General features: G+C 44.8%; 17 protein-coding genes. 10 read left to right on the plus strand and 7 right to left on the minus strand.

Going from position 1 to position 24,494, the window contains the following annotated elements; genetic code table 11:
* Positions 1 to 264 precede the first annotated feature (264 nt).
* The 6 genes from tig (at position 265) to E8M12_RS09775 (ending at position 8,001) form a co-directional block, all read left to right on the plus strand.
* Positions 265 to 1,569, plus strand: coding sequence for a trigger factor (gene tig / locus E8M12_RS09750; protein ID WP_136735964.1), 1,305 nt, complete (start codon positions 265 to 267; stop codon positions 1,567 to 1,569).
* 92 nt (positions 1,570 to 1,661) lie between these two features.
* The gene (gene clpP, locus E8M12_RS09755) at positions 1,662 to 2,279 is read left to right on the plus strand and encodes an ATP-dependent Clp endopeptidase proteolytic subunit ClpP (RefSeq protein WP_281277712.1); all 618 of its coding nucleotides are present in this window, start codon (positions 1,662 to 1,664) and stop codon (positions 2,277 to 2,279) included.
* Between the two features lie 107 nt (positions 2,280 to 2,386).
* The gene (gene clpX, locus E8M12_RS09760) at positions 2,387 to 3,667 is read left to right on the plus strand and encodes an ATP-dependent protease ATP-binding subunit ClpX (protein ID WP_136735965.1); all 1,281 of its coding nucleotides are present in this window, start codon (positions 2,387 to 2,389) and stop codon (positions 3,665 to 3,667) included.
* 556 nt (positions 3,668 to 4,223) lie between these two features.
* Entirely contained in the window at positions 4,224 to 6,572 is a 2,349-nt protein-coding gene (lon, locus tag E8M12_RS09765) for an endopeptidase La (RefSeq protein ID WP_136735966.1), read from the plus strand.
* A 279-nt stretch (positions 6,573 to 6,851) separates the two neighbouring features.
* Complete coding sequence (hupB, locus tag E8M12_RS09770) at positions 6,852 to 7,124, plus strand: nucleoid-associated protein HU-beta (RefSeq protein WP_136735967.1); 273 nt, start codon at positions 6,852 to 6,854, stop codon at positions 7,122 to 7,124.
* A 205-nt stretch (positions 7,125 to 7,329) separates the two neighbouring features.
* Positions 7,330 to 8,001: a YdbC family protein gene (locus tag E8M12_RS09775; protein WP_169303103.1), complete on the plus strand. Its 672-nt coding sequence runs from the start codon at positions 7,330 to 7,332 to the stop codon at positions 7,999 to 8,001.
* A 185-nt stretch (positions 8,002 to 8,186) separates the two neighbouring features.
* Here the strand turns inward: E8M12_RS09775 and E8M12_RS09780 are convergent, their stop codons facing one another.
* The 7 genes from E8M12_RS09780 to E8M12_RS09810 all read right to left on the minus strand — a co-directional run bounded on the left by E8M12_RS09780 (position 8,187) and on the right by E8M12_RS09810 (position 16,165).
* Positions 8,187 to 9,347: an IS30 family transposase gene (locus E8M12_RS09780; RefSeq protein ID WP_136735969.1), complete on the minus strand. Its 1,161-nt coding sequence runs from the start codon at positions 9,345 to 9,347 to the stop codon at positions 8,187 to 8,189.
* Between the two features lie 115 nt (positions 9,348 to 9,462).
* Positions 9,463 to 11,442 carry a DUF3604 domain-containing protein gene (locus tag E8M12_RS09785; protein ID WP_169303104.1) on the minus strand — a complete coding sequence of 660 codons (1,980 nt, stop codon included), beginning with the start codon at positions 11,440 to 11,442 and terminating at the stop codon, positions 9,463 to 9,465.
* 454 nt (positions 11,443 to 11,896) lie between these two features.
* On the minus strand, positions 11,897 to 12,253 hold the full coding sequence (locus E8M12_RS09790; RefSeq protein ID WP_136735971.1) for a hypothetical protein: 357 nt from the start codon (positions 12,251 to 12,253) through the stop codon (positions 11,897 to 11,899).
* A 46-nt stretch (positions 12,254 to 12,299) separates the two neighbouring features.
* Positions 12,300 to 12,779, minus strand: a complete 480-nt coding sequence (locus E8M12_RS09795; RefSeq protein WP_136735972.1) for a methylated-DNA--[protein]-cysteine S-methyltransferase — start codon at positions 12,777 to 12,779, stop codon at positions 12,300 to 12,302.
* Between the two features lie 37 nt (positions 12,780 to 12,816).
* Positions 12,817 to 14,355, minus strand: coding sequence for a DNA-3-methyladenine glycosylase 2 family protein (locus E8M12_RS09800; RefSeq protein ID WP_136735973.1), 1,539 nt, complete (start codon positions 14,353 to 14,355; stop codon positions 12,817 to 12,819).
* Positions 14,356 to 14,463: 108 nt separating this feature from the next.
* Positions 14,464 to 15,024 (minus strand): peptidoglycan L,D-endopeptidase MepK, encoded by a 561-nt coding sequence (mepK, locus tag E8M12_RS09805; protein ID WP_136735974.1) that lies wholly within the window; start codon positions 15,022 to 15,024, stop codon positions 14,464 to 14,466.
* Between the two features lie 505 nt (positions 15,025 to 15,529).
* Positions 15,530 to 16,165: a GDSL-type esterase/lipase family protein gene (locus E8M12_RS09810; RefSeq protein WP_136735975.1), complete on the minus strand. Its 636-nt coding sequence runs from the start codon at positions 16,163 to 16,165 to the stop codon at positions 15,530 to 15,532.
* Between the two features lie 219 nt (positions 16,166 to 16,384).
* Here E8M12_RS09810 and E8M12_RS09815 point away from each other — a divergent pair, with 219 nt between their 5' ends.
* The 4 genes from E8M12_RS09815 to E8M12_RS09830 all read left to right on the plus strand — a co-directional run bounded on the left by E8M12_RS09815 (position 16,385) and on the right by E8M12_RS09830 (position 24,490).
* The gene (locus tag E8M12_RS09815) at positions 16,385 to 19,042 is read left to right on the plus strand and encodes a TonB-dependent receptor (protein ID WP_246034096.1); all 2,658 of its coding nucleotides are present in this window, start codon (positions 16,385 to 16,387) and stop codon (positions 19,040 to 19,042) included.
* A 358-nt stretch (positions 19,043 to 19,400) separates the two neighbouring features.
* The gene (locus E8M12_RS09820) at positions 19,401 to 22,064 is read left to right on the plus strand and encodes a TonB-dependent receptor (RefSeq protein ID WP_246034097.1); all 2,664 of its coding nucleotides are present in this window, start codon (positions 19,401 to 19,403) and stop codon (positions 22,062 to 22,064) included.
* A gap of 608 nt (positions 22,065 to 22,672) precedes the next feature.
* Complete coding sequence (locus E8M12_RS09825) at positions 22,673 to 23,722, plus strand: AraC family transcriptional regulator (protein WP_136735976.1); 1,050 nt, start codon at positions 22,673 to 22,675, stop codon at positions 23,720 to 23,722.
* A gap of 102 nt (positions 23,723 to 23,824) precedes the next feature.
* Complete coding sequence (locus E8M12_RS09830; RefSeq protein WP_136735977.1) at positions 23,825 to 24,490, plus strand: c-type cytochrome; 666 nt, start codon at positions 23,825 to 23,827, stop codon at positions 24,488 to 24,490.
* Positions 24,491 to 24,494 lie beyond the last annotated feature (4 nt).

Raw genomic sequence — 24,494 nt, forward strand, 5'->3', positions numbered from 1 at the left:
TTGGTTAACCCCTTTCGTCAGGTTTTGTTAATAGTTTGCAACGCCCCCAGAGCGTTTGTCCTCTATTGTCCAAAAGCTGTTTACTCTTCCTATCAGCCTCGTTATAATCCCGCGTCACATAATTTTAATCTTGCTGGTAATGGGTATTCCAGATAGCAGCATTAAGCATCTTTCAGGGATTTTTGATTCCCATTCAAGGTGATTTTCAAAGTCAGGAAAGATGAATGAAATGGCGTCGAAAACGTCAGAATTTGAGGTATGTAAATGCAAGTTTCAGTTGAGACTACTCAAGGTTTAGAACGTAAATTATCAATTTCTGTTCCAGCCGAGACAGTAGATGTAGAAGTTAAGAATCGTTTGCGTCAAATCGCAAAAACTCAAAAGATTAACGGTTTCCGCCCAGGTAAAGTTCCACCATCAGTGATTCAGAAGCGTTACGGCCAGTCTGTACGCCAGGAAGTTGCTGGTGAATTAATGCAACGTCACTTTGTTGAAGCAATCGTTGCTGAAAAATTAAACCCGGCAGGTCGCCCGGCTTTCGTTGCCAAGAGCAATGAAGAAGGTAAAGAGCTGGAGTTTGAAGCAACGTTTGAGATCTACCCTGAAGTTGAACTTACTGGCCTTGACAAGATCAAAGTTGAGAAGCCACAGGTTGAAGTCACCGATGCCGATCTTGACGAGATGTTCGTAACTCTGCAAAACCAGCACAAAACCTGGAAAGAGAACAAGCGTAAGACTAAGAAAGGCGACAAGTTAACGATCGACTTTAACGGTCGCGTTGACGGTGAAGAGTTTGAAGGCGGCAAGGCTGAAGGCTTTGAGCTGGAGTTAGGTTCAAACCGCATGATCCCTGGTTTTGAGAAAGAAATCACAGGTATGAAAGTTGGTGAAGAACAAACCATCAAGGTGACTTTCCCTGAAGATTACCACGCGGAAAACCTGAAAGGTAAAGAAGCTGAATTCGACATCAAAGTGCACAAGACTGAAGGTCCTGTCCTTCCAGAAATCGATGATGAGTTCGCAAAACTGTTTGGCGTAGAAGAAGGTGGTGTTGAAGCACTGCGTGACGAAGTACGTAAAAACATGGAGCGTGAACTGACTCAGGCTGTTAAAGGTAAAGTGAAAGAGCAAATCCTTGACGGTTTAGTAGAAAACAACGATGTTGAGATCCCGAAAGCCCTGGTTGACCAGGAAGTAGACGTATTACGTCAGCAGGCTCTGCAGCGTTTTGGTGGTCAGTTTGATGCGAAAAACATGCCTCAGCTTCCAGCAGAAATGTTCACAGAACAAGCCAAACGTCGCGTAAAAGTAGGTTTGTTACTGGGTGAAGTTATCAAAGTTAACGAACTGAAAGTGGATGACGCTAAAGTTAAGTCTCTGATCGAATCAGCAGCTTCTGCGTACGAAGATCCGCAGGAAGTTGTTGACTACTACATGAATAACCAGGAAATGTTACAGCAAATGCAACACGTTGCAATGGAAGAGCAAGCAATTGAATTGCTGCTTGAAAAAGCTGACGTAACTGAAAAAGAAACGGCGTTTTCTGAAATCATGAATCCAAAGGCTTAATCACTGATTAGTGATTGACTTTGTGTCAAGCAATAGCTTAAATGGCTTATATGAATGCATATAAGCCATTTTTTATTTTATAAGGAAGATCATTGTTTACTTCTAATAATAAACACGCTGAGATTGAAAGTGCTTTGGTTCCTATGGTTGTTGAGCAAACAGCTAAAGGCGAGCGTTCCTACGATATTTACTCGCGCCTGTTAAAAGAGCGGGTCATATTTCTTTGTGGCCAGGTAGAAGAACACATGGCGAATCTGATTGTGGCACAGTTATTGTTCCTTGAGTCAGAGAGTCCGGAAAAGGATATTTATTTATACATTAATTCGCCGGGCGGCAGTGTCACTGCTGGTATGGCGATTTATGATACGATGAATTTTATCAAGCCGGCGGTAAGCACGGTTTGTATGGGGCAGGCAGCCAGCATGGGCGCTTTCCTGCTTTCCGCCGGGGAAAAAGGTAAGCGTCATTGTCTGCCAAACTCCCGGGTAATGATTCATCAGCCACTTGGTGGTTTCCAGGGGCAGGCGTCAGATTTTGAAATTCATGCGAAAGAAATCCTGTCTATTAAGGAACGCTTAAACCGTTTGATGGCTGATCATACTGGCCAACCCTATGATAAAGTAGCGGTAGATACCGACCGTGATAACTTCCTGAGCGCCGAAGCCGCTGTGGAATATGGCTTGGTCGATAGCATTTTAAGCCAACGTTAACCACTGGTTGTGCATTGAGATTTGCGCAATCTGTGAAATACTTATACATAGCGAATGTTGTGTAGTCGCCTGCTGGCAGGCAACAGAAAATATGAGGTACTGACCGTATGACCGATGGCATAAAAGGTAGCGGTGATAACGAAAAATTATTGTATTGTTCCTTCTGTGGCAAGAGCCAACATGAAGTTCGCAAGTTAATTGCCGGTCCATCCGTGTTTGTGTGCGATGAATGTGTGGAACTGTGCAATGATATTATTCGCGAAGAGATTAAAGAAATATCTCCTCAGGCAGACACCGAAAAGTTACCAACACCGGTTGAGATTCGCGAGCATCTTGACGAGTACGTAATTGGCCAGGAACATGCCAAGAAAGTACTTTCCGTGGCGGTTTATAACCACTACAAGCGACTGAAAAACGGTGATGTTCATAATGGTGTAGAATTAGGCAAAAGTAACATCTTGCTGATCGGCCCTACCGGTAGCGGTAAAACGTTACTGGCAGAAACTCTGGCGAGATTGCTGGACGTGCCTTTCACCATGGCAGATGCCACCACGTTAACTGAAGCAGGTTATGTCGGTGAAGACGTTGAAAACATTATCCAAAAACTGTTGCAGAAATGTGATTACGACGTTGAAAAAGCCCAGCGCGGTATTGTCTATATCGATGAGATCGATAAAATTTCGCGCAAGTCTGACAATCCATCGATTACTCGCGATGTTTCTGGTGAAGGCGTTCAACAAGCCTTGTTAAAGCTTGTTGAAGGAACCATTGCTGCCGTACCACCGCAAGGTGGCCGTAAACATCCACAGCAGGAGTTTTTACAGGTCGACACATCGAAAATCCTGTTTATCTGTGGTGGCGCCTTTGCTGGCTTAGATAAAGTTATCGAACAGCGTATGCTGACTGGTACAGGTATCGGCTTTGGTGCGGAAGTCAAAGGTGAAGATCAGAAAAAATCTCTGACCGAACGATTCCAGGAAGTTGAACCGGAAGATTTGGTCAAGTATGGATTGATTCCAGAATTTATCGGCCGTTTGCCGGTTGTTGCAACCCTGAGCGAACTTGATGAAGATGCCCTGATTCAAATTTTGCAAGAACCGAAAAATGCCTTAACTAAACAGTTTACGGCGTTGTTCGACATGGAAGGCGTTGAGCTTGAGTTTCGACCGGATGCCCTGAAAGCGATTGCCAATAAGGCTATGGTTCGCAAAACTGGTGCCCGTGGCCTGCGATCCATTGTCGAGGGTGTTTTGCTTGATACCATGTATCAGTTGCCATCCACCCAGGACGCTACCAAAGTTGTTGTGGATGAGGCGGTAATTAAGGGGGAGAGTAAACCATTAATTATCTATCAGTCGGCAAAAGAGCAACAAGCTAACGCTGAATAGTTAATGCTGTTATCTGTTTGAAAGCCTCCCTATGGAGGCTTTTTGTTTTCTTAAAGCCGTGAAAATTAGTGCCTGGTTGCTGCCGGGCAACCGGCCGATCGCTAAGGCTGTGTTGGCCAGTGCCAATCTTACCTTGTTGCCGTCACGTTAATTATTTTAATTAACACGTTGAAACTCCAGTTGCTATCCCCATATACTCATTAAAGCTAAAACGAATTTTGCTGCTCAATAATACCAATTATTATTGAAGTATGTGCAATTCAGAATGCCAGCCGAGGCATTTATACAAAGCGTCGATATTTAGGAATGGTGATTCCATTTCAAATAGCGACAATGCAGGATAAGTGCCTCTCGGGCATTCCCGAACGGGCGAGTTTTAAAAAGACCCATGCTGCGTTATTCGAAATTGAAATAGATTACTATTCCTGCTTTCGAATGCCTTGCCTGAGCCATTTTAAATTCTCGCTGAATGGGCAAACTTCAATGTTAATTGGTATAAGGCCACGGCCTTCCATTCATATTGAGTGTGGTAAACCACTATTTCCAAGAGAATTTCATGACAAAAGAGCATTCAGGACAGATTGAAACCCCAGTATTAGCCCTGCGCGACGTGGTCGTATATCCGCAAATGGTAATCCCACTGTTTGTTGGCCGTGAAAAGTCCATTCGTTGTCTGGAACAGGCTATGGATACGGATAAGCGTGTTTTTCTGGTGGCACAAAAAGACGCCAGTGTCGATGATCCAACGCCAGACGACTTATACAAAATTGGTACCGTTGCCACCATTTTACAGATGTTAAAGTTACCGGACGGTACGGTAAAAGTTCTGGTCGAGGGCATACAGCGTGCCAGTATTGAAGAGTTTACTGAAACAGAACAGTCGTTTATAGCCAAAGTCAGCTTCATTGCCTCAACTCAGGTAAATGAACAGAACTTTGAAGTGTTGGTACGCTCAGCTGTATCTCAGTTCGAAGGCTACGTAAAACTGAATAAAAAAATTCCACCTGAGGTACTGACTTCAGTCTCTGGTATTGAAGATGCAGAGCAGCTGGCCGACACCATGGCAGCGCATATGCCTTTGAAACTGGAAGATAAGCAACATGTGCTTGAAATTATCAGTGTAAACGAGCGCATCGAATATCTGATGGCGCTGATGGAAGGCGAAATCGATCTGCTTCAGGTTGAGAAGAAAATTCGCTCCCGGGTGAAAAAGCAGATGGAAAAAAGCCAGCGCGAGTATTACCTCAACGAACAGATGAAGGCGATTCAGAAAGAATTGGGCGATATGGACGAAGTCCCCGATGAAGGTGAACAGTTACTTCAGAAAATTGAAGAAGCGAAGATGCCCGCTGAAGCGAAAGAAAAAGCATTGGCTGAATTGCAGAAGCTTAAAATGATGTCACCTATGTCAGCAGAAGCGACTGTGGTTCGAAGCTATATTGACTGGATGATTAGCGTACCGTGGAAAAAACGCAGTAAGCTAAAGCGCAACTTAAAACTTGCTGAAGAAGTATTAGAACAGGACCATTACGGCCTCGAGAAGGTCAAAGAGCGCATTATTGAGTACCTTGCGGTACAGCAACGGGTTAGTCAGTTAAAAGGCCCTATTCTTTGTCTTGTTGGTCCTCCGGGGGTAGGTAAAACCTCTCTGGGCCAATCAATTGCAAAATCTACCGGTCGTAAGTACGTGCGCATGGCATTAGGCGGAGTTCGTGATGAAGCGGAAATTCGCGGTCATCGTCGCACCTATATTGGTTCTTTGCCGGGTAAGCTTATCCAGAAAATGGCGAAAGCCGGGGTTAAAAACCCACTATTTTTGCTCGACGAAATCGATAAAATGTCCTCGGATATGCGCGGCGATCCGGCTTCTGCGCTGCTGGAAGTGTTAGATCCGGAGCAGAACAGTAATTTTAACGATCATTACCTGGAAGTGGATTATGACTTGTCTGATGTGATGTTTGTCGCCACATCAAACAGTATGAATATTCCGGGTCCATTGCTGGACCGTATGGAAGTTATCCGCCTTTCTGGCTACACCGAGGATGAGAAGTTAAATATCGCTCGTCGTCATTTGTTGGCTAAACAGATCAAACGTAATGGCCTGAAAGATTCTGAAATAGAAATTGAAGACAGTGCCATTATTGGCATCATTCGTTTCTACACCAGGGAAGCGGGTGTGCGTAGTCTTGAGCGTGAAATTTCCAAACTTTGCCGCAAAGCTGTGAAGAAAATCCTGCTAAATGACGACATCAAGAAGGTAACTATCAATCAGGATAACCTCGAGGAGTTCCTTGGCGTTCAGCGTTTCGACTATGGTAAAGCCGAAGATGAAAACCGTATTGGCCAGGTAACGGGTCTTGCATGGACCGAAGTGGGTGGTGAGTTACTGACTATCGAAGCGGCTTCAGTACCAGGTAAGGGCAAGTTAACTTATACCGGATCCCTTGGTGATGTGATGAAAGAGTCGATCCAGGCAGCGATGACCGTGGTTCGTAGTCGTACCGAAACGTTGCGTATCAATGACGATTTCAACGAAAAACGTGATATTCACGTACACGTCCCTGAAGGCGCTACACCAAAAGATGGACCAAGTGCTGGTATCGGCATGTGTACCGCTCTGGTATCAAGCCTTACCGGGAATCCGGTGAAAGCCGATGTGGCAATGACCGGTGAGATTACCCTGCGTGGCGAAGTGTTGGCGATTGGTGGATTAAAAGAGAAGCTACTGGCAGCACATCGCGGTGGTATTAAGACCGTAGTAATTCCAAAAGATAACGAGCGTGATTTAAAAGAAATCCCGGAAAATGTGAAGGCAGACCTCTCGATTCACCCTGTTAAATGGATTGATGAAGTACTAAATTTGGCACTCGCAGAGCCTGTTGAAAAGTGGTCTGCAGGCAAGTAGGCGGTTAATTTTTGTTAAGAAAATCCCTTTTTTCAGACTTTTTTTATAAAAAAATGAAAATAGGGCTTTTCAAACAGAAAAAAACTGGTAGTCTGGAAATCGAAGCCACGCTATCCCCCTGTAAGGCTTAGTGAAGCAAGGGATTAGCTGTTAGTTCATAAGATTTTAAATAAATTTTATTTTTGGAACCTGGGGCTTGCGTTTAAAAAAAATGCTTGATATAAAAATTGAGAGCATTTTTCGAAGCTCCGTATAATAACAAGTAAAGGGGAAGACATTGTGAATAAGTCTCAACTAATCGAGAAAATTGCAGCGGGTGCGGATATTTCTAAAGCAGCTGCTGGTCGTGCGCTAGATTCTTTTATCGACGCGGTTTCTGACGAGTTAAAAGCAGGTGAGCAAGTTGCTCTGGTAGGTTTCGGTACTTTCTCTGTACGTGACCGTGCTGCTCGTACTGGCCGTAATCCTCAAACTGGTGCTACCATTGAGATTGCTGCAGCTAAAATCCCATCTTTCAAAGCGGGTAAAGCTCTTAAAGATGCAGTGAACTAAGATTAGTTTCTGAATTTAAAAAAAGCCGGCATATGCCGGCTTTTTTGTGCCTGTTGATCATTGCCAATTCATTTTTCAACTTAGCGACTGGCTGGTTGACCTCCGCTTGCTTAGTTAGGTAATTTGATTTGACCGCTGAGCGCTCTAACCAGCAGTCTACAGTGTCTCAGTCAGGTGAAAGGATAAGCTGGTAGGTATACTAGTATTGTCAATTATTAAGTTAATCCGATGTAACATAAAGAAAGGTCGGGAGAGAGATTTCTCACGCGGGCAACTGGCTTGGAGAGAGCTAAGTAAATGTGATGGCTTCGAAGGTCAGTTGGGTGGCTGGACAAAAAGTGACGATGCCGTTGTTTTAGGTGGCTGGAGTTCCCAAGAGCATGTACGACACTTTATGAGTTCTATTCATGACAATATTTACGATAAAAGTAATCAGTCAGGTACATACAGTCACTGCAACGTTCAATACTTTGAAAAAGTTTTGGATATTACCTCTACGGGCAGTGGTAGAGCAGCTTCTCAACAAAGCATTTTTCAGTTAACGCTATGTCGGGAAGTCGAAGCCATAGATAGATTTATGCGAGACCAAAAATGGCTATGGAATCCTAGCCTGGGAAACGCGAAGGGAATGCTCAGCGGCGTTGTCGCTCGCAGCCTGGCGCACAGGGACCAGTTTCTGGTTGTGACTCGATGGAATTCAAACAGAAATTATCAGGGCTACCGGGAATCTGTTTTGCCGAGCCTAAAACAGCAGGTAAAGCCAGAGGATTATATTAAGGATATATCGGGGTTTTTAGTTCGTGAAGAAAACTTATGGACCGTTAAACCTGATCATGCCGTTCAGCTAATTCAAAATCCTAGCCTAATTTTTATGTAGTTAAATTTTGACTTGAACGGGATTATTGTTCGTTAGGCCTTCATCATTACCCGCTGACTTCGATGTTACGCTTCAACCTAAAGCCATCTTCGAAGTTGCTAACATGCATAGATTGGTAAGTTTGCGTCTGTCGACACTATCCGGTAATTTGGTTAAGCAGCCAGGGGCTGTAATGAGCTGTGAGTTCAACCGATGGACGCAACACACTCATTAAATCGTTCAGCGGGTGTTTCATATTCAAGTGTCTTTCTCGGTCTTTCATTAAGTTGCCTTGCAACTTGATTCAATCGTAACTGAGAATGCACGCTTAAGTCAGTACCTTTGGGGAAATATTGTCGTAGCAACCTGTTAGTGTTCTCATTTGAGCCACGCTGCCACGGGCTTTTAGGATCGCAGAAATACACCTGTATATCGGTTGCTAACGTGAAGTCTTTATGGTTTGAAAGCTCTGCACCTCTATCCCAAGTAAGTGATTTATATAGCTCTGTAGGCAGTTTATTCGATTGTTTGATTAAAGCCTTTATAACCGTCACGGTTTTGTTGTTTGGGACTTTGGCCAGCATGACATACCGTGAATGGCGCTCTACTAATGTGACGATATAGCTGTTGTTCGAACCTTGTATTAAGTCACCTTCCCAATGTCCAGGAACAGCCCTATCTTCTACTGAAGCAGGCCTCTCACTTATCGGTATTGCGTCTGCAATTCCACCAAGCCCTTTGCCCTTTAACGAGGTCTTTCTCGATTTTCGAACTGGCCGGTGCGTTCTAAGGTGCTTTTGGAGTTCTTTTTTCAAAGCTCCGCGAGTTTGTATGTAAAGCGTTTTGTATATCGTTTCATGCGACACATGAAGCTCCTCTTTATCGGGATACTTCCGTTTAAGCCAACCTGATATTTGTTGCGGAGACCAGGCAGCTTTCATCTTGCGAGCAATTATTAAGCATAATGCTTTGCTACCAGCTAGCTTACAAGCTTTTGGGCGCTTGGCATTTTCCCATGCAGTTTTATCGGCTTTACTTGCACGATAACTTCTTAATCCCCCATGACGTTTTACCTCACGACACACAGTTGATGGAGACCTACCAAGAATTCTGGCTATTTCACGAAAGGACTTATCAGAGGCCAGTCCTCGGGAAATTTCTTCTCGCTCATGAAGGCTTAATGCTGAGGGATGTCGCTTCTTTTCAGGAGGTCGAATACCCCCGGCGTTATAAATGGTTGGTTGGATTGACGTATGACCACGATTAAACATCTTGGCGATAGCATGCAAAGTGTCACCTTGTTTATATCTATCCCAGATTATTGCTTTTTGCTCAGCCGTAAAATATTCACGCTTTTTCTGTTTCATGCAGTCGCTCCTCAAGTTAGTTTAAGGATAGCGTTGCACTCACCAGTTGAATTCGCAGCGAACTACAGCCGTTCATCCCAGCTTTTCAAACTATGAACTTGAGTTTTTAGGAAACCTAGTTCGTTTTTAATGCGTCATACCAAATTGGTGAGCTCCAAACTCGTTCCTTAATTGTCTCTGGTAATTCTTTCGGATGCGCTACCTCAGCAGCTTTTGCGTCATACATACTCCATCGACACACCGGATTTTCTAATACTCTGACATAATAAAATGCACTCTGGTCAGCCGAAAAATCTTTATCTTCCCATGTGGCAGCCAGAGTATTAGCTCCTTTATCTTGACTGATGTTGCAAGTTTTTAAGTCTACTTGGGCACCGTTATCGGGACAGCGGTGCGTATCGGGATCAGGTACGGCTCCGTCTGAACAGGCCACGTCGTAGGTATATTCATGTAAGTTTTGGTCGTTATCCATCCACCCCTTAATAACCTGAACCTTCGCAAGTGGTGCACTATCTGCATCCCGCATTGCCCAAATCACCAATTTAGGCGTCTGACCTGATTTAGCGGCAGGTAGGTCACCACCCTGAGGTACTCCATTTTCATACCCCAATTCCACCCAGTTATTTTGCTCATGGCTATTGGCTGGAAAATTGTATCCGGCAAAAACTCGAACCTTGGCACGAGTGCCACTGGTGGCAAAAGTCTCTTTGCGATATAAGGCATCCCATATGTCTTCTCGGGTGTTACTTTCGGCCCAAACTCCAGTGATTGCACCTGGGTTATACAATTTAGTTGGGTCATCATCACCACTCATTCCCATGGCCTCTGCTGTTGGATTGGCTTCAAGGCCCAAACGGATTTTTGGGGTGCTATCATTGGTGGCGTAATGGCCTTTGTAGTCATACTCTGCGGTATCGCTCGGAGTTCCATTGTGATTGTCGGTTGCGCCAACAAAGCCTTGTTTGAATGGGTTTATACCCCACTTGGTTTCTTGTTTCAGGCCAAACTTGAGGCCGTTACGAACAAATGCATACTCATTACTGCACCCAGCGTTTTCACCTTTAGGACATTGCTCAAACACGGTTTCAAAATTGCACTCTTCATCGGTTGTCATAATACCGTTCTGACACTCTGAATTACCTTTAATTTGCATGATTTCGACAAGCCGATCCATGCGGGCACGACGTTCAACGATCTCCTGAGTAAATTCACTACCATCACTATTTTTCCCCCAGTAAAGGCGGCCCCAATAAAAATTAGGGTTGTGAGGTATAGTCAGGACGTTACAGTTGTCAGTACAATTTTGCTCAAGCCAGGCATGCAATTCTTCTCCTGTACCGTCAAAAACACCAAAAACGGTGTCAGTGACATCGGCAGATTTAAAGATAACGTTGCGATGCATCATGCCGCCTTTTCCTTCTGGAGCTCCTGCACTGAATTCCCAGGCAACGAATGTAGTGAATTTACCTGGCTGATAAAAATCAGCGGCGGCTTGTTGGGTGCGTTGCCAGGGACCCGCAACGGCTTGTTCGCAACGCTTGCCATCTTCGCCACAGATATCCTTTAATCGCTGCGCTGGAATTTTAGCAACGCCCGCAAATATGTCCTGATAGGGTTTCATATCGTTTGCTCTGACACCGACACAGGTTTGCGTTTCGTAGCCCTCCTGTTTCGGATTGGTACAGATTTCATATTCACCCAGTCCGCCGCCGTGATCTGTAACAGCCGCAAAATCCAGAGGTTTGCTAATTCGTTTTGACATACCGGTAGGGAGTTTTACTTCTTCGCCCAAAGCGAAGCGATAGGCAGTAAACGGGTCATTCATCGTGTTGCCAAAAATGTAGGCGTCAAGAGAATAGGAAGTATGTAAATGTAATTCGCCAAAATAAGCTTGTTTTAATGGATCGCGCTTAACATTGGCTTCTAGTTCAGCAATGGTAGGTGTTCCCTTTTGAACAGAAGTGGCCGAATCTTCAGGCATACGCTGATCTACGGTTTCGCCTTTCGCCTCGCTAACAGCGAATAAAATTGAAATAGAGGTAAAAAGTATCAACTGCTTTAAACGGGGATGAATTGAGGAAATTACCGGTTTCATAGGTGCCTCTTGTCGGATATATGAAGCAAACCTATTGACCTGGATCTCAAAGTTAATGTTCATCATTATTCCAACTGGAATAGTGATAGAGATCCCTCTCTCATAAACTGCCAGCCACTGCGGTTAAGAGGTTGCAACAACGTTAGGTTATAGCAATAAAGGTAGCTATTAATTACAGTTAATCTAGTTTCAAGCGGTTTTATATTAGAAACTACTAACGGGCCGAGTTTGGCACAACGCTGCCGCTCAGGCTCGGCTAAGATTCCCTGTCGTGGCAGGGAATGACTCAAGGGTTTTTGCTTTTTCTACCACCTTCCTCTTCCACCAGCAAAGCTTACCTCACTCGCAGCGACGCTGTTTGTCGCGTGCTCGGAACAATCTTTGATTGTGTGCTCGGAGTGGCGATTTCTGCCACGTGTTCAAAGCATCGTTTACGATACGTACGCAGGGAGTTTTAACTCCCTGTCTTGACTCTATATTGACCTTGTGCGGCTAGCAGATGTGCCGCGAAACGTTTGTGCTTACGGTTGTTTAACCACTGCACCGGAATAATTTCCCGGGCCAGCGCAGCTTCGAATATGCGAATAGGGTACGCGCCGTAAAATATTCTGGTTGCCTGGATATGGCAATCGCCGTTTGGCGTTAAATCACATCTCGACTCAATAAGCTCCTGTTCAATTGCATCCAGCAACTGTGGCTTTATGTCTGCATTTAACCAATCAACAAATCGATTGTACTGTCTGGCCTGGATCAGTCTCCAAACCATAAACGAGATAATAATAAGCGCCAGGATTACCAGTACTGCTTCCATTTCTTTGTTATTTACCCAAGCGTGTCAATAAGAAAAGATAATACCATTAAGACGTGAAGTCGGCACCCTCAAGAGTCAGCAATTTTGCTTTTAAATCCAGGCCACCGGCATAGCCGGTAAGGGATTTATTGGCACCAATGACACGGTGACAGGGGATAATAATAGCGATTTTGTTGGCGCCATTTGCGGTGCCCACCGCACGCACGGCTTTGGGGTTGTTGATGCTTGTAGCCAGCTCACCGTAACTGCTGGTTTTGCCATACGGAATTTGTTGTAGTGCTTGCCAAACCTGCTTTTGAAATTGGGTACCAGCAGGCGCAAGTTTAACGTCGAACTGGGTTCGCTTACCGTCGAAGTACTCTGTTAACTGCTTACAAACCTGAGTAAATTTCTCCGGTGTATGTTGATATTCCGCTTTTAGTTCGATCGGGACCTTACCTTGTTGAAAACTCAGCTGGGTAAGCCCCTGGTCATTTGCCAGTATTGCAATATCGCCAAACTTACTTTCGAAGACATGATAATACATAGTTTCTTGCTCTTTAAATTGCGTTCTTTTACATATGTTAGTGACTTAAAGAGTGCCACAGGTAGATAGCCGCGTATGCTCGCCAGGGACGCCATTTCTCGGCACTTGCCAATATTTCGGTTTTCTTAGGCCTTACGTTATCGATGGCCAGGGCTTTGATGATCCCCAGATCTTCCGCCGGGAATGCATCGACCACCCCAACACCGCGCATGGCAATGTAATGAGCAGTCCAGGGACCAATCCCTTTTTGTTGGCAAAGTAAATTAACAAATCTGTCAAAATCAACCTGCGGATTAAACCACTGTTGGTGGCTCTGGTAAAAGCCTAACCAGTTTATTAAGGTATTTTGACGTGTGCTGGTAATACCAAGATCCTGAAAGTCCTTTTTATCGCATGAGTCTCCGAAACATTGCACCATCATGGAATCGATAGTAGGAAACAGATTATCGACTTTAGCGTTGAGGTTGTCAGGCAATGACACCATAGCACCAAAGCGCTTGGCAATTCTTCCCGCTAGTGTTGTCGCGGCTTTGACAGTAATTTGCTGGCCAAGGATCGCGCGAATGGTAAATTCGAATATATCCCAACAACCCGGTAGGCGAAGCCCCGGGGTGTCTGCCACTATGATTGCCAGGCGTTGGTCTTTGCTGAGGGTTTCCCGGATTTGCTTAAGATCGCAGTCTAAATCAAACATTTGCCGTACTCGGTTAACCACTTGATCCAGTACTGAGTAATCGGTCAGGTAGACTTCTAAGTTCAGGGCATTCAACTTAAGCTCACTATCAGTGAGGCTGGTTACTTTGAACCATCCCTTGATACCCGCAATTTCTATACTTCGTTGGTAACTACTCTCATCGACATGTTCAACGCCGGGGATTTGTCTGCCCCGGAAAAACGACAGCATCAATGGCCAGTTTAAATTGCCCTGGTAATTGAGGCGGTAGTGAAAGCTCTGGGTATCATTAACCGGTCGGTTCTTTTGCGCACGAAGTTCTGCCGCACTGCAATGATACTGGGATTTAATATGTTGATTGAAGCTACGCAAGCTATTAAAGCCGCTCAGGTGAGCAACTTCGGTTATTGGTAAATTGGAGCTTATCAGGTATTTTCGCGCTAAAATTCCTCGTTGTTGGTTGAGAAAGTTTTTTGGCGGCATCCCTAATGCTTGTTGACACTGTCGTTGTAATTGTCGTTCGCTCATGTTTAACGAATTAGCGAGTGCAGCAACGGTGATTCCTGGATCAGTTTTCACCCGTTCAAGCATCGATGAAAGTGTTTTATGCCGGGATTGTGGTGCCAGCTCGGGGCGGCATCGTTTACAGGGGCGGTAACCTTGATGTTCAGCCTGTGCGGCACTCAGGTAATAACGAACATTTTCTTCTTTTGGTGAGCGGGCAGGGCAGATCGGACGGCAGTATATACCCGTACTGAGCACAGCAGTAAAAAATTGACCGTCAAAGCGTCGATCACGGCTCATCCGTGCCCGATGACAGACTTGTGGATCGATGTCCGTAAAGTCAAAGGTTTCGGGTGAATGTGTTGCCGTGTTGGTATCGTCATCAAGCGGACGATTCATAAGCCACCATACTAAAAAAAGCTAAAATAAGGCCAAAGATTTGACCTTATTGTATGGTATAGGTTTTGAGATTACTCGCAAAAACCCGACATTATAGCGAAAAAGAAATTACCAGCTTCGCACGCGTCCGGTGTCAAGGTGAATAAACCCGGACTCCGGATAATAGCCAACCCCACCGAGTCGCAAAGCTTTCGCCGTGTCTCTGAGCAAGGCCAGATCGACTCCTGGAATGGCAAAGTCGATCGCCATGCCACGCATGTGATAACTTTTTTTAGCCACGCCGGTGCTTTTGCTCGCTAACATTGCATTGGTTTTCGGCGACCGATAGCCGGAGATAATATGGATTTCCTTATCGATGCCTAACTGTTCACAAATGGCATGGATAAAGTCAAATAGTTTGGGATCAAGCGCTGCGACTTCCTGTTGGCGGTGATCTCGTAAATGATGATCAAATGATGCCAACACTTGTTTATTGTATTGACCATTTTGCCAGAATACCCCTTGAACGCGCTCCTGCGTGTGACGGTTATAAAACTTCAGCGCTTTACCATGGCCGGAAAGTATATTCGCATAGGCTTTAGTGGTGAATAGCGGTGCGGTCGCTCCCAATACGGCTATGCCACTCAGGTTGCGGATGAAATTTCGACGATTTTTAGAAACGATGCTCATATAACCTCACTACAGCTGTTACTTACTTAAGAAAACAAGGGGTTTAAGTCAAAGTGCGGGGTAAGGTTAAATTTTCTTTAAAAAGACATCAATAGCTTGAAAAGTGAACAGCTCAGGAGGTGTTTGAATTTATTTCTAACAATATGTTTTATATCGCTTTAATTTTATAAATTATTGTTTACATCTTTGTAACAAGGGTGGGTGAAAAATGCACGGTTTACAGTTGTGTACTTACGAATAACAATTTGTTTACAACTTTATTTGGTACTTTCTCTCGTTTAAATGGACTTTTAATATAAGGCTTAAAAAAATAAAGGTTATTGATGCTTTACGAAATTTTACATGGTGCTGTTGATTGGCTGAAGTCGTTTTACAGTGAATTTTTGGGGAGATCTAAAACACGTCACCCAGTGTATCAGGCGAAGATTAAGGCCATTCGCATTCCGATGCCTGAAACCAGAGTCCCCGCTTTTTCGAGCGCCTCGAAAAAGCAGGCAAGCCTTGTTTACAATGCACCGTGCTCTTTCAGTAACTGATGAGCACGTTGCGCGAGTTGGTAGTAACCTTGCTGATTAAAATGAACACTGTCGGATTTCAATTCCGGCGTTCGTAACATCGATGCAATAATCTCATCGTCAAAGATTAGATCATGTTTGTCCGCTAGTTGGTGATAGAAATCGGCGCTGTCTGAAAACAAACTTTTCTTCGGTATACCAAATAAAACAACATCAATACCACGCTTTTTCGCCATTTGTATCATTTCATCAAGGTTGCGGTGGGTTTGATCTAAGTCCATATTTTTCAGAATGTCATTCCCTCCCTCAATCAAGATCAGCAAATCGACCGGGTATGCGTCGAGGTACTCAGGTAACCTTGCCAGGCCTTCACTGGTCACTTCGCCGGAAACGCCGCCATTTACTACGTTAATACCGGTCATTTGTTGTAATACGCTCGGGTAGCTATGTTCATTTGAGACGCCTTTGCCTGAGGTCAAACTGTCACCAAAGGCCAGGATGGTCGCATCGTTTCCCAGAGGTTGCAGTTGTGGACCGCCACAACCTGCCGTCATTAGCATTATCAAGCCGATAGTAAAGCCGCATATAGCTGACTTTGTGGTGCGAATGGTTATTAAATTGAGCATTTTCGATTGTCGTTATTAGAGAGGGTTGTCACAGAAATGTGAATGAAATTAACGAAATTCATTCAAGTTTTCCACAAAAATAACAAAAATCACTTTGCCTTGCTACCTGCGTATGGTATCAATAGTGATGTTGCAAGGGTTGCGACGCACTAACAATCTAACCTTCCAGAACCTGATAAAAAATAAAAAACTATAAGTTCAATTTATTGGGGAAAAGAAGTGTCTTATACAAACATTCCAGGGAAATCTTGCGCAAGATTTCGCAAAAAACTTATCGCCCAGACAGTGGCAATGTCACTGGCTGCAACCTCGTTTGCCTCCACGGCAGCGTCTGACCAACCTGAAGAAGATATTAGTGATGTGATCGTCGTTACCGCCCAAAAGCGTGTTCAAAACGTGATGAAGGTGCCGGTAACCGTAGACAGTGTATCATCCGATACGATTGAAGAATCCAGTTCCATCTTACTGCAGGATATCGATAAATTTATTCCTGGCTTCGATTTCTCCGAAGGAACCATGACCCAGGCAGGCGTAACCATTCGTGGAATATCCAGTCCAAATATCAGTGTTGGCCTGGATCCATCTTCGGCGACCTTCTTTGACGATGTCTACATGCCGCGCGCCGCACAAAACGTATTATTCTCAGACATGCAACGTATTGAGGTGCTCAAAGGACCTCAAGGTACGCTGTTTGGTAAGAATGCGGCGATGGGGGTTGTTAATATGATCCCAAATGCGCCTCAGGAAGATTTTGAAGGTTTTATTAAAGGCACGTTAGGCACCGATAACCTGGTCCGCATCGAGGGAATGATCAATTTCGAATTGATGGAAGATGTGTATTTTCGCGCAAACTTCCTGAGTAATGAGCAGGATGGTTTTGTTGACAATGTAGCGCGTCCGGAGTGGAACGAAGGGACAAAGATCTGGCAATTGGGCGCGGAGAACCATGATGCAGCGCGGGTTTCTATCAAGTGGCAGGTTAGTGATCGTACCGATGCAACCTTCTCGTTCGACTGGGATGACCTGGAACAGGCTCCACCGATGGCGATCGGTTTAAGTCCTTACGCCTGGGAGAATCCAAATGATGGTGTTCCCGGCAATATAGATCCGTTTGTCAGTAAAGCTGAAAATGATGTGCGTCACGGCGTTGAAGGTCGTGATATGACTGCTTACACATTCAAACTCAATCATGAATTTGATCAATACTGGTCAATGAAACTGGTATCCAGTTATCGTGAATGGCAGACCGTGAATCGTCAGGATGAAGATGGCACAGCAAATATTACTCGTTACCTTGATACTTCCAACAATGAAGAATCGGATATTTTCTATAACGAGTTGCAGATTAATTACAGTGGCGACAAGTTAAACTATGTGGGTGGTGTAACCTATTCAAAAGAAGACGTATGGCAGGAATCGGAGATTAACGTAACTACCGATACTGTTGCTCGCCTGGTAACTCAGGACTTAAATGGCCAGGTTAAACAGGTTGTCGGTGGTGAGGTTCTCTCGGGGCTGCAACAGGCGGGTCTTATCGATATGGCGATGGGGGACGTTGACACGGCAGCGGCAATCTATGCCTGTAGCCTGCAGGGACTCGACCCTTCTAACTGTATCGGTCAGGTGACCTTTAATGATGTTGTTGACCAGGCGTACGCTGACTCCGGCCTTGAAATGGATCACCTATGGAACGCCGATGAGTGGGCCAACGTGTTGTCCGCCTTCGGCATGGACGCGAGCGCAGGCTTTGTTGCAGCTACCGGCGATCTGACATATGACCTGGCCGCACAAATGTTCAACGAGCCATTAATCTTCGGGCCAAGCTTCTCTGGCATGTTCTGGTCGGAAAATTTTGTCAACACCGGTGACTTTACCAGTTACGGTATCTACTCTGATTTTGACTATCAGTTTACCGATAAATGGAATGCCTTCTTTGGCTTGCGTTATACCCGTGATGATAAAGAATTTAGCTGGGAAATTACCGAAACCCAGTTTGCAGAAGAACGTCCTGGGGTAAGTAATATCCTGTTTCCTGCAGTTCCTCGGTTTTCGGCTGAAGAGTCCTGGAATGAGCTAACGGGTCGTATTGGTACGGGTTATCAAATTACCGATGACCATATGGTATTTGTGTCTTACGCGACGGGCTACAAAGCGGGGGGATATGACTCATTAAATATTTCCAGCGCAACCCAGCCATTCGAACCGGAAGAAGTGAAAAACCTGGAGTTTGGTTATAAAGGTGTCCTGGCCGACAGCCTGACCACGACTCTGGCTTTTTACCATACCATTCTTGATGGCAGACAGCGCAGTATTGAGTCTAAACCTCCGGGTCAAAATCAGGCTTTACCAACGGTGGTTAATGAAGATCTCGAACTCAACGGTGTTGAAATAACCCTGAAGTGGGAAATCATCGATGGCATGACCTTTGGTGCGGTCACCGATTATCGCGAGACGGATCAGGAGTCAGAAGCATTTTACAATGCCGTCGGTGACCTGATTGATGCGCAGACAATCTCTGGTGAGTCCAGCGTCAATTATACCCTGACCTATGACTGGTTGATGGATATTGGTCTTGGTGATACGCGTTTACATATCGATTATGTGTTTACCGAAAACACTCGGGTATTCGATGTAGGTCAACCAGCGTTTGTTGAGAACATCCCGAATTATTATGATGATCGTCAGGATCTCAATGCCCGAATTTCCTGGGCCAGTGACGATGATAACTGGGAACTGGCTGTCTGGGGTAAAAACCTTCTCGACAATCGTTACGTCGAAGGTAGTTTAGGTGGCCGTACTGCCGGCGTACTGGGCACACCTTACGTAACCATTAACCGTGGTCTCGAAGCCGGGGTAGAAGTGAAATACGGTTTCTAACCTGACACGCCAATAGCAATAGCGGAGAATATAGGCGACTGTATTCTCCGTTTTTTATGCAGTGAGTTTTTGGTTGATCATCTACAAAGCCAGTATTATTCGTCTGTGATGACACTGAGCTGAACACTTTAATTTACAACGATGTCGACATTTTTTAGCCGAAAACGAGTAATATTTAGCACCTTGTCAACAATGTTTACCGGCCTGCGCCAATATTTACTTTTCGTTTGCGCGTCCCTGTGATATCAATAATACAGCTGCAAGGGTTGCAGCCCACTAAAATTTTACCTTCACGAACCTGATAACGTATCGATTAAGCCAGGGTGCTGGATATAAAAACAATTATTGGGGAAATGAAGTGTCCTTAACTCACAATTCAGGGAAATCTTGCGCAAGATTTCGCAAAAAACTTATTGCTCAGACAGTGGCAACGTCGCTGGCTATGGCATCGTTTGGCGCATTTGCCGCTGAACAAAACGAACCGGAAGAAGATATTAACGACGTTATTGTCGTTACCGCGCAAAAGCGTGTCCAAAATGTCATGAAAGTACCGGTTACGGTAGATTCTGTATCGTCGGATACCATTGAAGAGTCTGGCTCTATCTTGTTGAAAGATATTGATAAATTTATTCCTGGCTTTGATTTTTCCGAAACTAGCATGACCCAGGCTGGTGTAACCATTCGTGGTATATCCAGTCCAAATATCAGTGTCGGCCAGGATCCATCATCGGCAACCTTCTTTGATGACGTCTATATGCCGCGTGCGGCACAAAACGTATTATTCTCAGACATGCAGCGTATTGAGGTACTGAAAGGCCCTCAAGGTACGTTGTTTGGTAAGAATGCGGCGATGGGTGTTGTAAACATGATCCCGAATGCACCGCAAGAAGATTTTGAAGGCTTTGTTAAAGGCCGGTTTGGTACGGACAATCTGGTTCGGATTGAAGGTATGATCAACTTTGAAATGATCGACGACATTTATGTTCGCGCCAACTTCCTGACCAACGAGCAGGATGGCTTCATTGAAAATGTGGCCCGTCCTGAGTGGAATGAAGGTGATAAAATCTGGGATCTTGGCGCCGAAAACCACGACGCTGCGCGCGTAGCCGTTAAATGGCAAGCAAGCGACCGTACGGATTTGACCTTTTCATTTGACTGGGATGATCTTGATCAGGCACCGCCAATGGCCATTGGTTTAAGCCCATATGCTTTTGATGAAAACCCGGATGATGACGTTGTCGGTAACTACAATCCGTTCCCGAATAAAGTTGAAAATGATCTTCGTGGTGGTCAGGAAGGTCGTGATATGACCGCCTATACCCTGAAAGTGAACCATGAATTTGATAATTACTGGTCGATGAAACTGGTATCCAGTTATCGTCAGTGGGAAACCGTGAATCGTGGCGAAGAAGACGGTACCGCCGATATTACCCGCTACCTGGATACCTCAAACAATGAAGATAGCGATATTTTCTACAACGAGCTGCAGTTTAACTACACCGGTGATAAATTAAGCTATGTGGGTGGTGTAACCTATTCAAAAGAAGATGTATGGCAGGAATCGGAAATCAATGTCACTACCGATACCGTTGCCCGTCTGGTTACTCAGGACTTAAATGGCCAGGTTAAACAGGTTGTCGGTGGCGAAGTCCTTTCGGGGCTGCAACAGGCCGGGCTGATTGATATGGCGATGGGCGATGTAGATACAGCAGCAGCAATTTATGCCTGTAGTTTGCAGGGATTAGATCCTTCTAACTGTATCGGCCAGGTGACATTCAATGACGTTGTTGACCAGGCTTATGCAGACTCAGGCCTTGAAATGGATCACCTGTGGAACGCCGATGAGTGGGCAAATGTCTTGTCCGCATTCGGGATGGACGCAAGCGCAGGCTTTGTTGCGGCTACCGGCGATCTGACTTACGATTTGGCCGCACAAATGTTCAACGAGCCACTAATCTTCGGACCAAGTTTTGCTGGTATGTTCTGGTCGGAGAATTTCGTCAATACCGGTGAATTTACCAGTTATGGTATTTACTCGGATTTCGATTATCAGTTCAGCGATAAATGGAATGCCTTCTTTGGTTTACGTTACACCCGTGACGATAAAAAGTTTACCTGGCAAATTACCGAAACCGAATTTGCTCAGGAACGTCCAGGGGTATCCAATATTCTGTTCCCGGCGATTGATCAAATCAGTGCGCAAGATTCCTGGAATGAGTTGACCGGACGTATTGGTACTGGTTACCAACTTACTGATGACCACATGGTTTTTGCCTCTTACGCAACGGGGTATAAAGCGGGTGGTTATGACTCTTTAAACATCTCAAGCCAGGCCCAACCGTTTGAGCCTGAAGAAGTGAAAAACCTTGAGCTAGGTTATAAGGGCGTTTTAGCCGATAGCCTGCGTACGACCTTAGCTTTTTATCACACCATTCTTGATGGCAGACAACGTAGCATTGAGTCAAAACCGCCGGGTCAGAACCAGGCTTTACCTACCGTAGTGAACGAAGATCTCGAACTTAACGGTGTGGAAATTACCCTGGAGTGGGAAATCATTGATGGCATGACCTTTGGTGCCGTCACCGATTATCGCGAGACCGATCAGGAATCAGAAGCATTTTACAATGCCGTCGGTGACCTGATTGATGCACAGACTATCTCTGGTGAGTCCAGCGTCAATTATACCCTGACCTATGATTGGATGATGGATATCGGCCTGGGCGACACCCGGTTGCACATCGATTATGTGTTTGCTGAAAATACGCGAGTGTTTGAGGTGGGTCAGCCAGCGTTCGTCGAAACGATTCCAAACTATTATGATGATCGTCAGGATCTCAATGCCCGCATTTCCTGGGCTAGCGAGGACGATGACTGGGAATTAGCCATCTGGGGTAACAACCTTCTTGATAATCGCTATGTTGAGGGCAGTTTGGGTGGTCGTACCGCTGATGTATTGGGTACCCCATACCTGACCGTAAACCGCGGCTTAGAGGCGGGAGTAGAAGTTAAATACGGCTTCTAATTGTACCGAACCATTCTCTTAACAAGGGTAGGTGAAGCAATTCGCCTGCCCTTTTTTTAGAGGCGAAAATGCCAGACTTTCAGGCTTCAGGCTTCAGGCTTCAGGCTTCAGGTTTCAGGTGTCAGGCTTGAGACCGCTCATCTTCAAAATCCGGGAATCGGAACCTGCGTAGAGTATGTTTGCGGAATCGAATGGTTTTGGGAGCAGAAAAAGGATTAGATATGATTACCTTGAATAACCATACCTAATCCTGTTTTCGTACTTAAATAAAAACAAATCAAACCTTAAGGTGATAATTTGTTTTTCAGTTACCCTTCCGTGGGTGCACTAAAATTAACCTTCTAGAACAAATATTCTATAACTGGTCAGATGTCAACCATGGTTAAATCACGACTAAAATCCCAAATAAATCCTTATATGTCAATAACATCCGACCAGTTTAATTAGAGCTATTAATCTAATTTAGCTGTGTTTTTCGACAAAGCAATTGAAAAATAATTGTTTTTTGAAAATGAAATATATTAACTCAGGATCGACACTGGCAAATGAAAAAGGCCAGTGATACTCTCTTGCCATTATCAAATGAAACCTGATTACCATTGAGTTCAATGAGTTCCCTCAATCTGTTTTTGAGCCATTTTGCGTTCGCACAGTTTACACTGGCATTACTGGTATTGTTCCCAAGAGCCGGTCAGTCTCTGCAAATTCGTTTATATTGTGTGTTGATGCTAACCACAATGTTTTATCTGTTGCCTCAGGTAATCGGGCCATTAACGCTTTATAGCCCACTTTGGCTCCTGGTATTCCTTGCTTCAAATATTTTACCGGGTGTATTTTTTCTGGTCGGCTTGAGTGTGTTTAGTGATCATATAGAAATCAGGCTCTGGCAATACCTGTTGGCGGTAACACCATTAACCATCGCTTGTATTGCGCAGATAATGCTTGCCTATGCCAACCCCGCGTCGGCGCTCGTTGAATCTCTGGCATTGACTGCTAAGGTCTCGGTCATGTTGATTGAGCTGGGGTTAATTCTGTACACCCTGTTTATTGCCCTGAAGTTCTGGCGCAACGATCTTGTTGCCGAGCGGCGCTTTATCCGTGGTGCGGTAATTAGCTTTTGTGCAGCTTATATTTTTCTGGTGATTTTTGTAGAGCAGCTTTTAGGTGTTCGGGGTGACTGGTTACTAACCGGTAAGCTAAGCCTTCTGGCAATATTGGCCACCGGGCTGAACATGATGTTGATGCAGGTGAAGGCGAACTCTATGTTTGAGCCTCCGCAACAAATTCCAGAAAAGACAGATGCTAATGAGCCATTACTGCAACAGCTAAACAAGGCGATGCTCAATGACAAACTGTATCAACAGGAAGGCATTACGATTGCCAGGCTGGCGAAGCACTTAGGGTACGGTGAGCAAAAATTACGGGCGTTAATCAATGGCGTATTAGGGTATCGAAACTTTAATGACTATTTGAATTTTTTTCGTATTGAAGAGGTAAGTAAACAGTTGTTGCTGCCAGAAAATACTTCGACGCCGATACTGACTTTGGCCATGAACAGTGGTTTTCGTTCCTTAAGTTCGTTCAATAAAGCGTTCAAGGACACCCACGGGGTGACACCCAGTCAATATCGTAAGAATCACGGGATAACCTATAAATAATGCGGGTTTGCAAGGAATCCGTCAGACTTTTTCACGAATCCGTAAGCTTTTAATTGTGCAAATTGTATAGTTAATCTAAGTCGTACCCTAAAGGTAACTCTCGTGATAATTAAAATGATAAAACTCATCTTCTCTACTTTTTCTTTAGGATTTTTGTCAGTGCTATTTAATGGCGCATTGGCATTCGCACCTGCTGATGGTGATGTGGAAAAGGGCAAACAGCTGTATCAATCCTGTATCGCCTGCCACGGTGATAAAGGTCAGGGTAACGATACCATGCAGGCGCCAGCGTTGGCCGGTCAATATTCCTGGTATTTGTCGATGCAACTGGATAGTTTTAACTCAGGCAAACGCGGTACTCAGGCAGGAGATACTGCCGGCATGCAAATGGTGCCTATGGCAAAATTGGTTGCCGAAGAAACAGCGAAAACCGACATATTGGCCTACATAGCCACGTTCGATCTGGAAAGTGCGACTAAACCAGAATTAGATGCCGAAACCATGCGCAACGGTTCAAGACAATACAATGCACAATGCAGTGCCTGTCACGGCAACAACGGTAAAGGTAACGCAGCATTAAAATCGCCAAATCTCACCAGCCTTTCACAAGACTACTTAACCCGTCAATTACAAAACTACAAAGCCGGTATCCGCGGCTATCATCAGGACGATAAATACGGCCGGCAGATGAAAATGATGGCGAATACCATCAGCAATGATAAAAACCTTAAGGACATTGTTTCATTCATCCAAACCCTGGATAAGTAATTGA

The sequence above is a fragment of the Thalassotalea mangrovi genome (genome assembly GCF_005116735.1).
Classification (GTDB): domain Bacteria; phylum Pseudomonadota; class Gammaproteobacteria; order Enterobacterales; family Alteromonadaceae; genus Thalassotalea_A; species Thalassotalea_A mangrovi.

What these genes read in the sequence shown, in the direction of transcription:
- tig (WP_136735964.1), top strand. Translation starts at nt 265, where the DNA reads ATGCAAGTTTCAGTTGAGACTACTCAAGGTTTAGAACGTAAATTATCA.
- clpX (WP_136735965.1), top strand. Translation starts at nt 2,387, where the DNA reads ATGACCGATGGCATAAAAGGTAGCGGTGATAACGAAAAATTATTGTAT.
- lon (WP_136735966.1), top strand. Translation starts at nt 4,224, where the DNA reads ATGACAAAAGAGCATTCAGGACAGATTGAAACCCCAGTATTAGCCCTG.
- E8M12_RS09780 (WP_136735969.1), bottom strand. Translation starts at nt 9,347, where the DNA reads ATGAAACAGAAAAAGCGTGAATATTTTACGGCTGAGCAAAAAGCAATA.
- E8M12_RS09785 (WP_169303104.1), bottom strand. Translation starts at nt 11,442, where the DNA reads ATGAAACCGGTAATTTCCTCAATTCATCCCCGTTTAAAGCAGTTGATA.
- E8M12_RS09790 (WP_136735971.1), bottom strand. Translation starts at nt 12,253, where the DNA reads ATGGAAGCAGTACTGGTAATCCTGGCGCTTATTATTATCTCGTTTATG.
- E8M12_RS09795 (WP_136735972.1), bottom strand. Translation starts at nt 12,779, where the DNA reads ATGTATTATCATGTCTTCGAAAGTAAGTTTGGCGATATTGCAATACTG.
- E8M12_RS09800 (WP_136735973.1), bottom strand. Translation starts at nt 14,355, where the DNA reads ATGAATCGTCCGCTTGATGACGATACCAACACGGCAACACATTCACCC.
- mepK (WP_136735974.1), bottom strand. Translation starts at nt 15,024, where the DNA reads ATGAGCATCGTTTCTAAAAATCGTCGAAATTTCATCCGCAACCTGAGT.
- E8M12_RS09810 (WP_136735975.1), bottom strand. Translation starts at nt 16,165, where the DNA reads ATGCTCAATTTAATAACCATTCGCACCACAAAGTCAGCTATATGCGGC.
- E8M12_RS09825 (WP_136735976.1), top strand. Translation starts at nt 22,673, where the DNA reads ATGAGTTCCCTCAATCTGTTTTTGAGCCATTTTGCGTTCGCACAGTTT.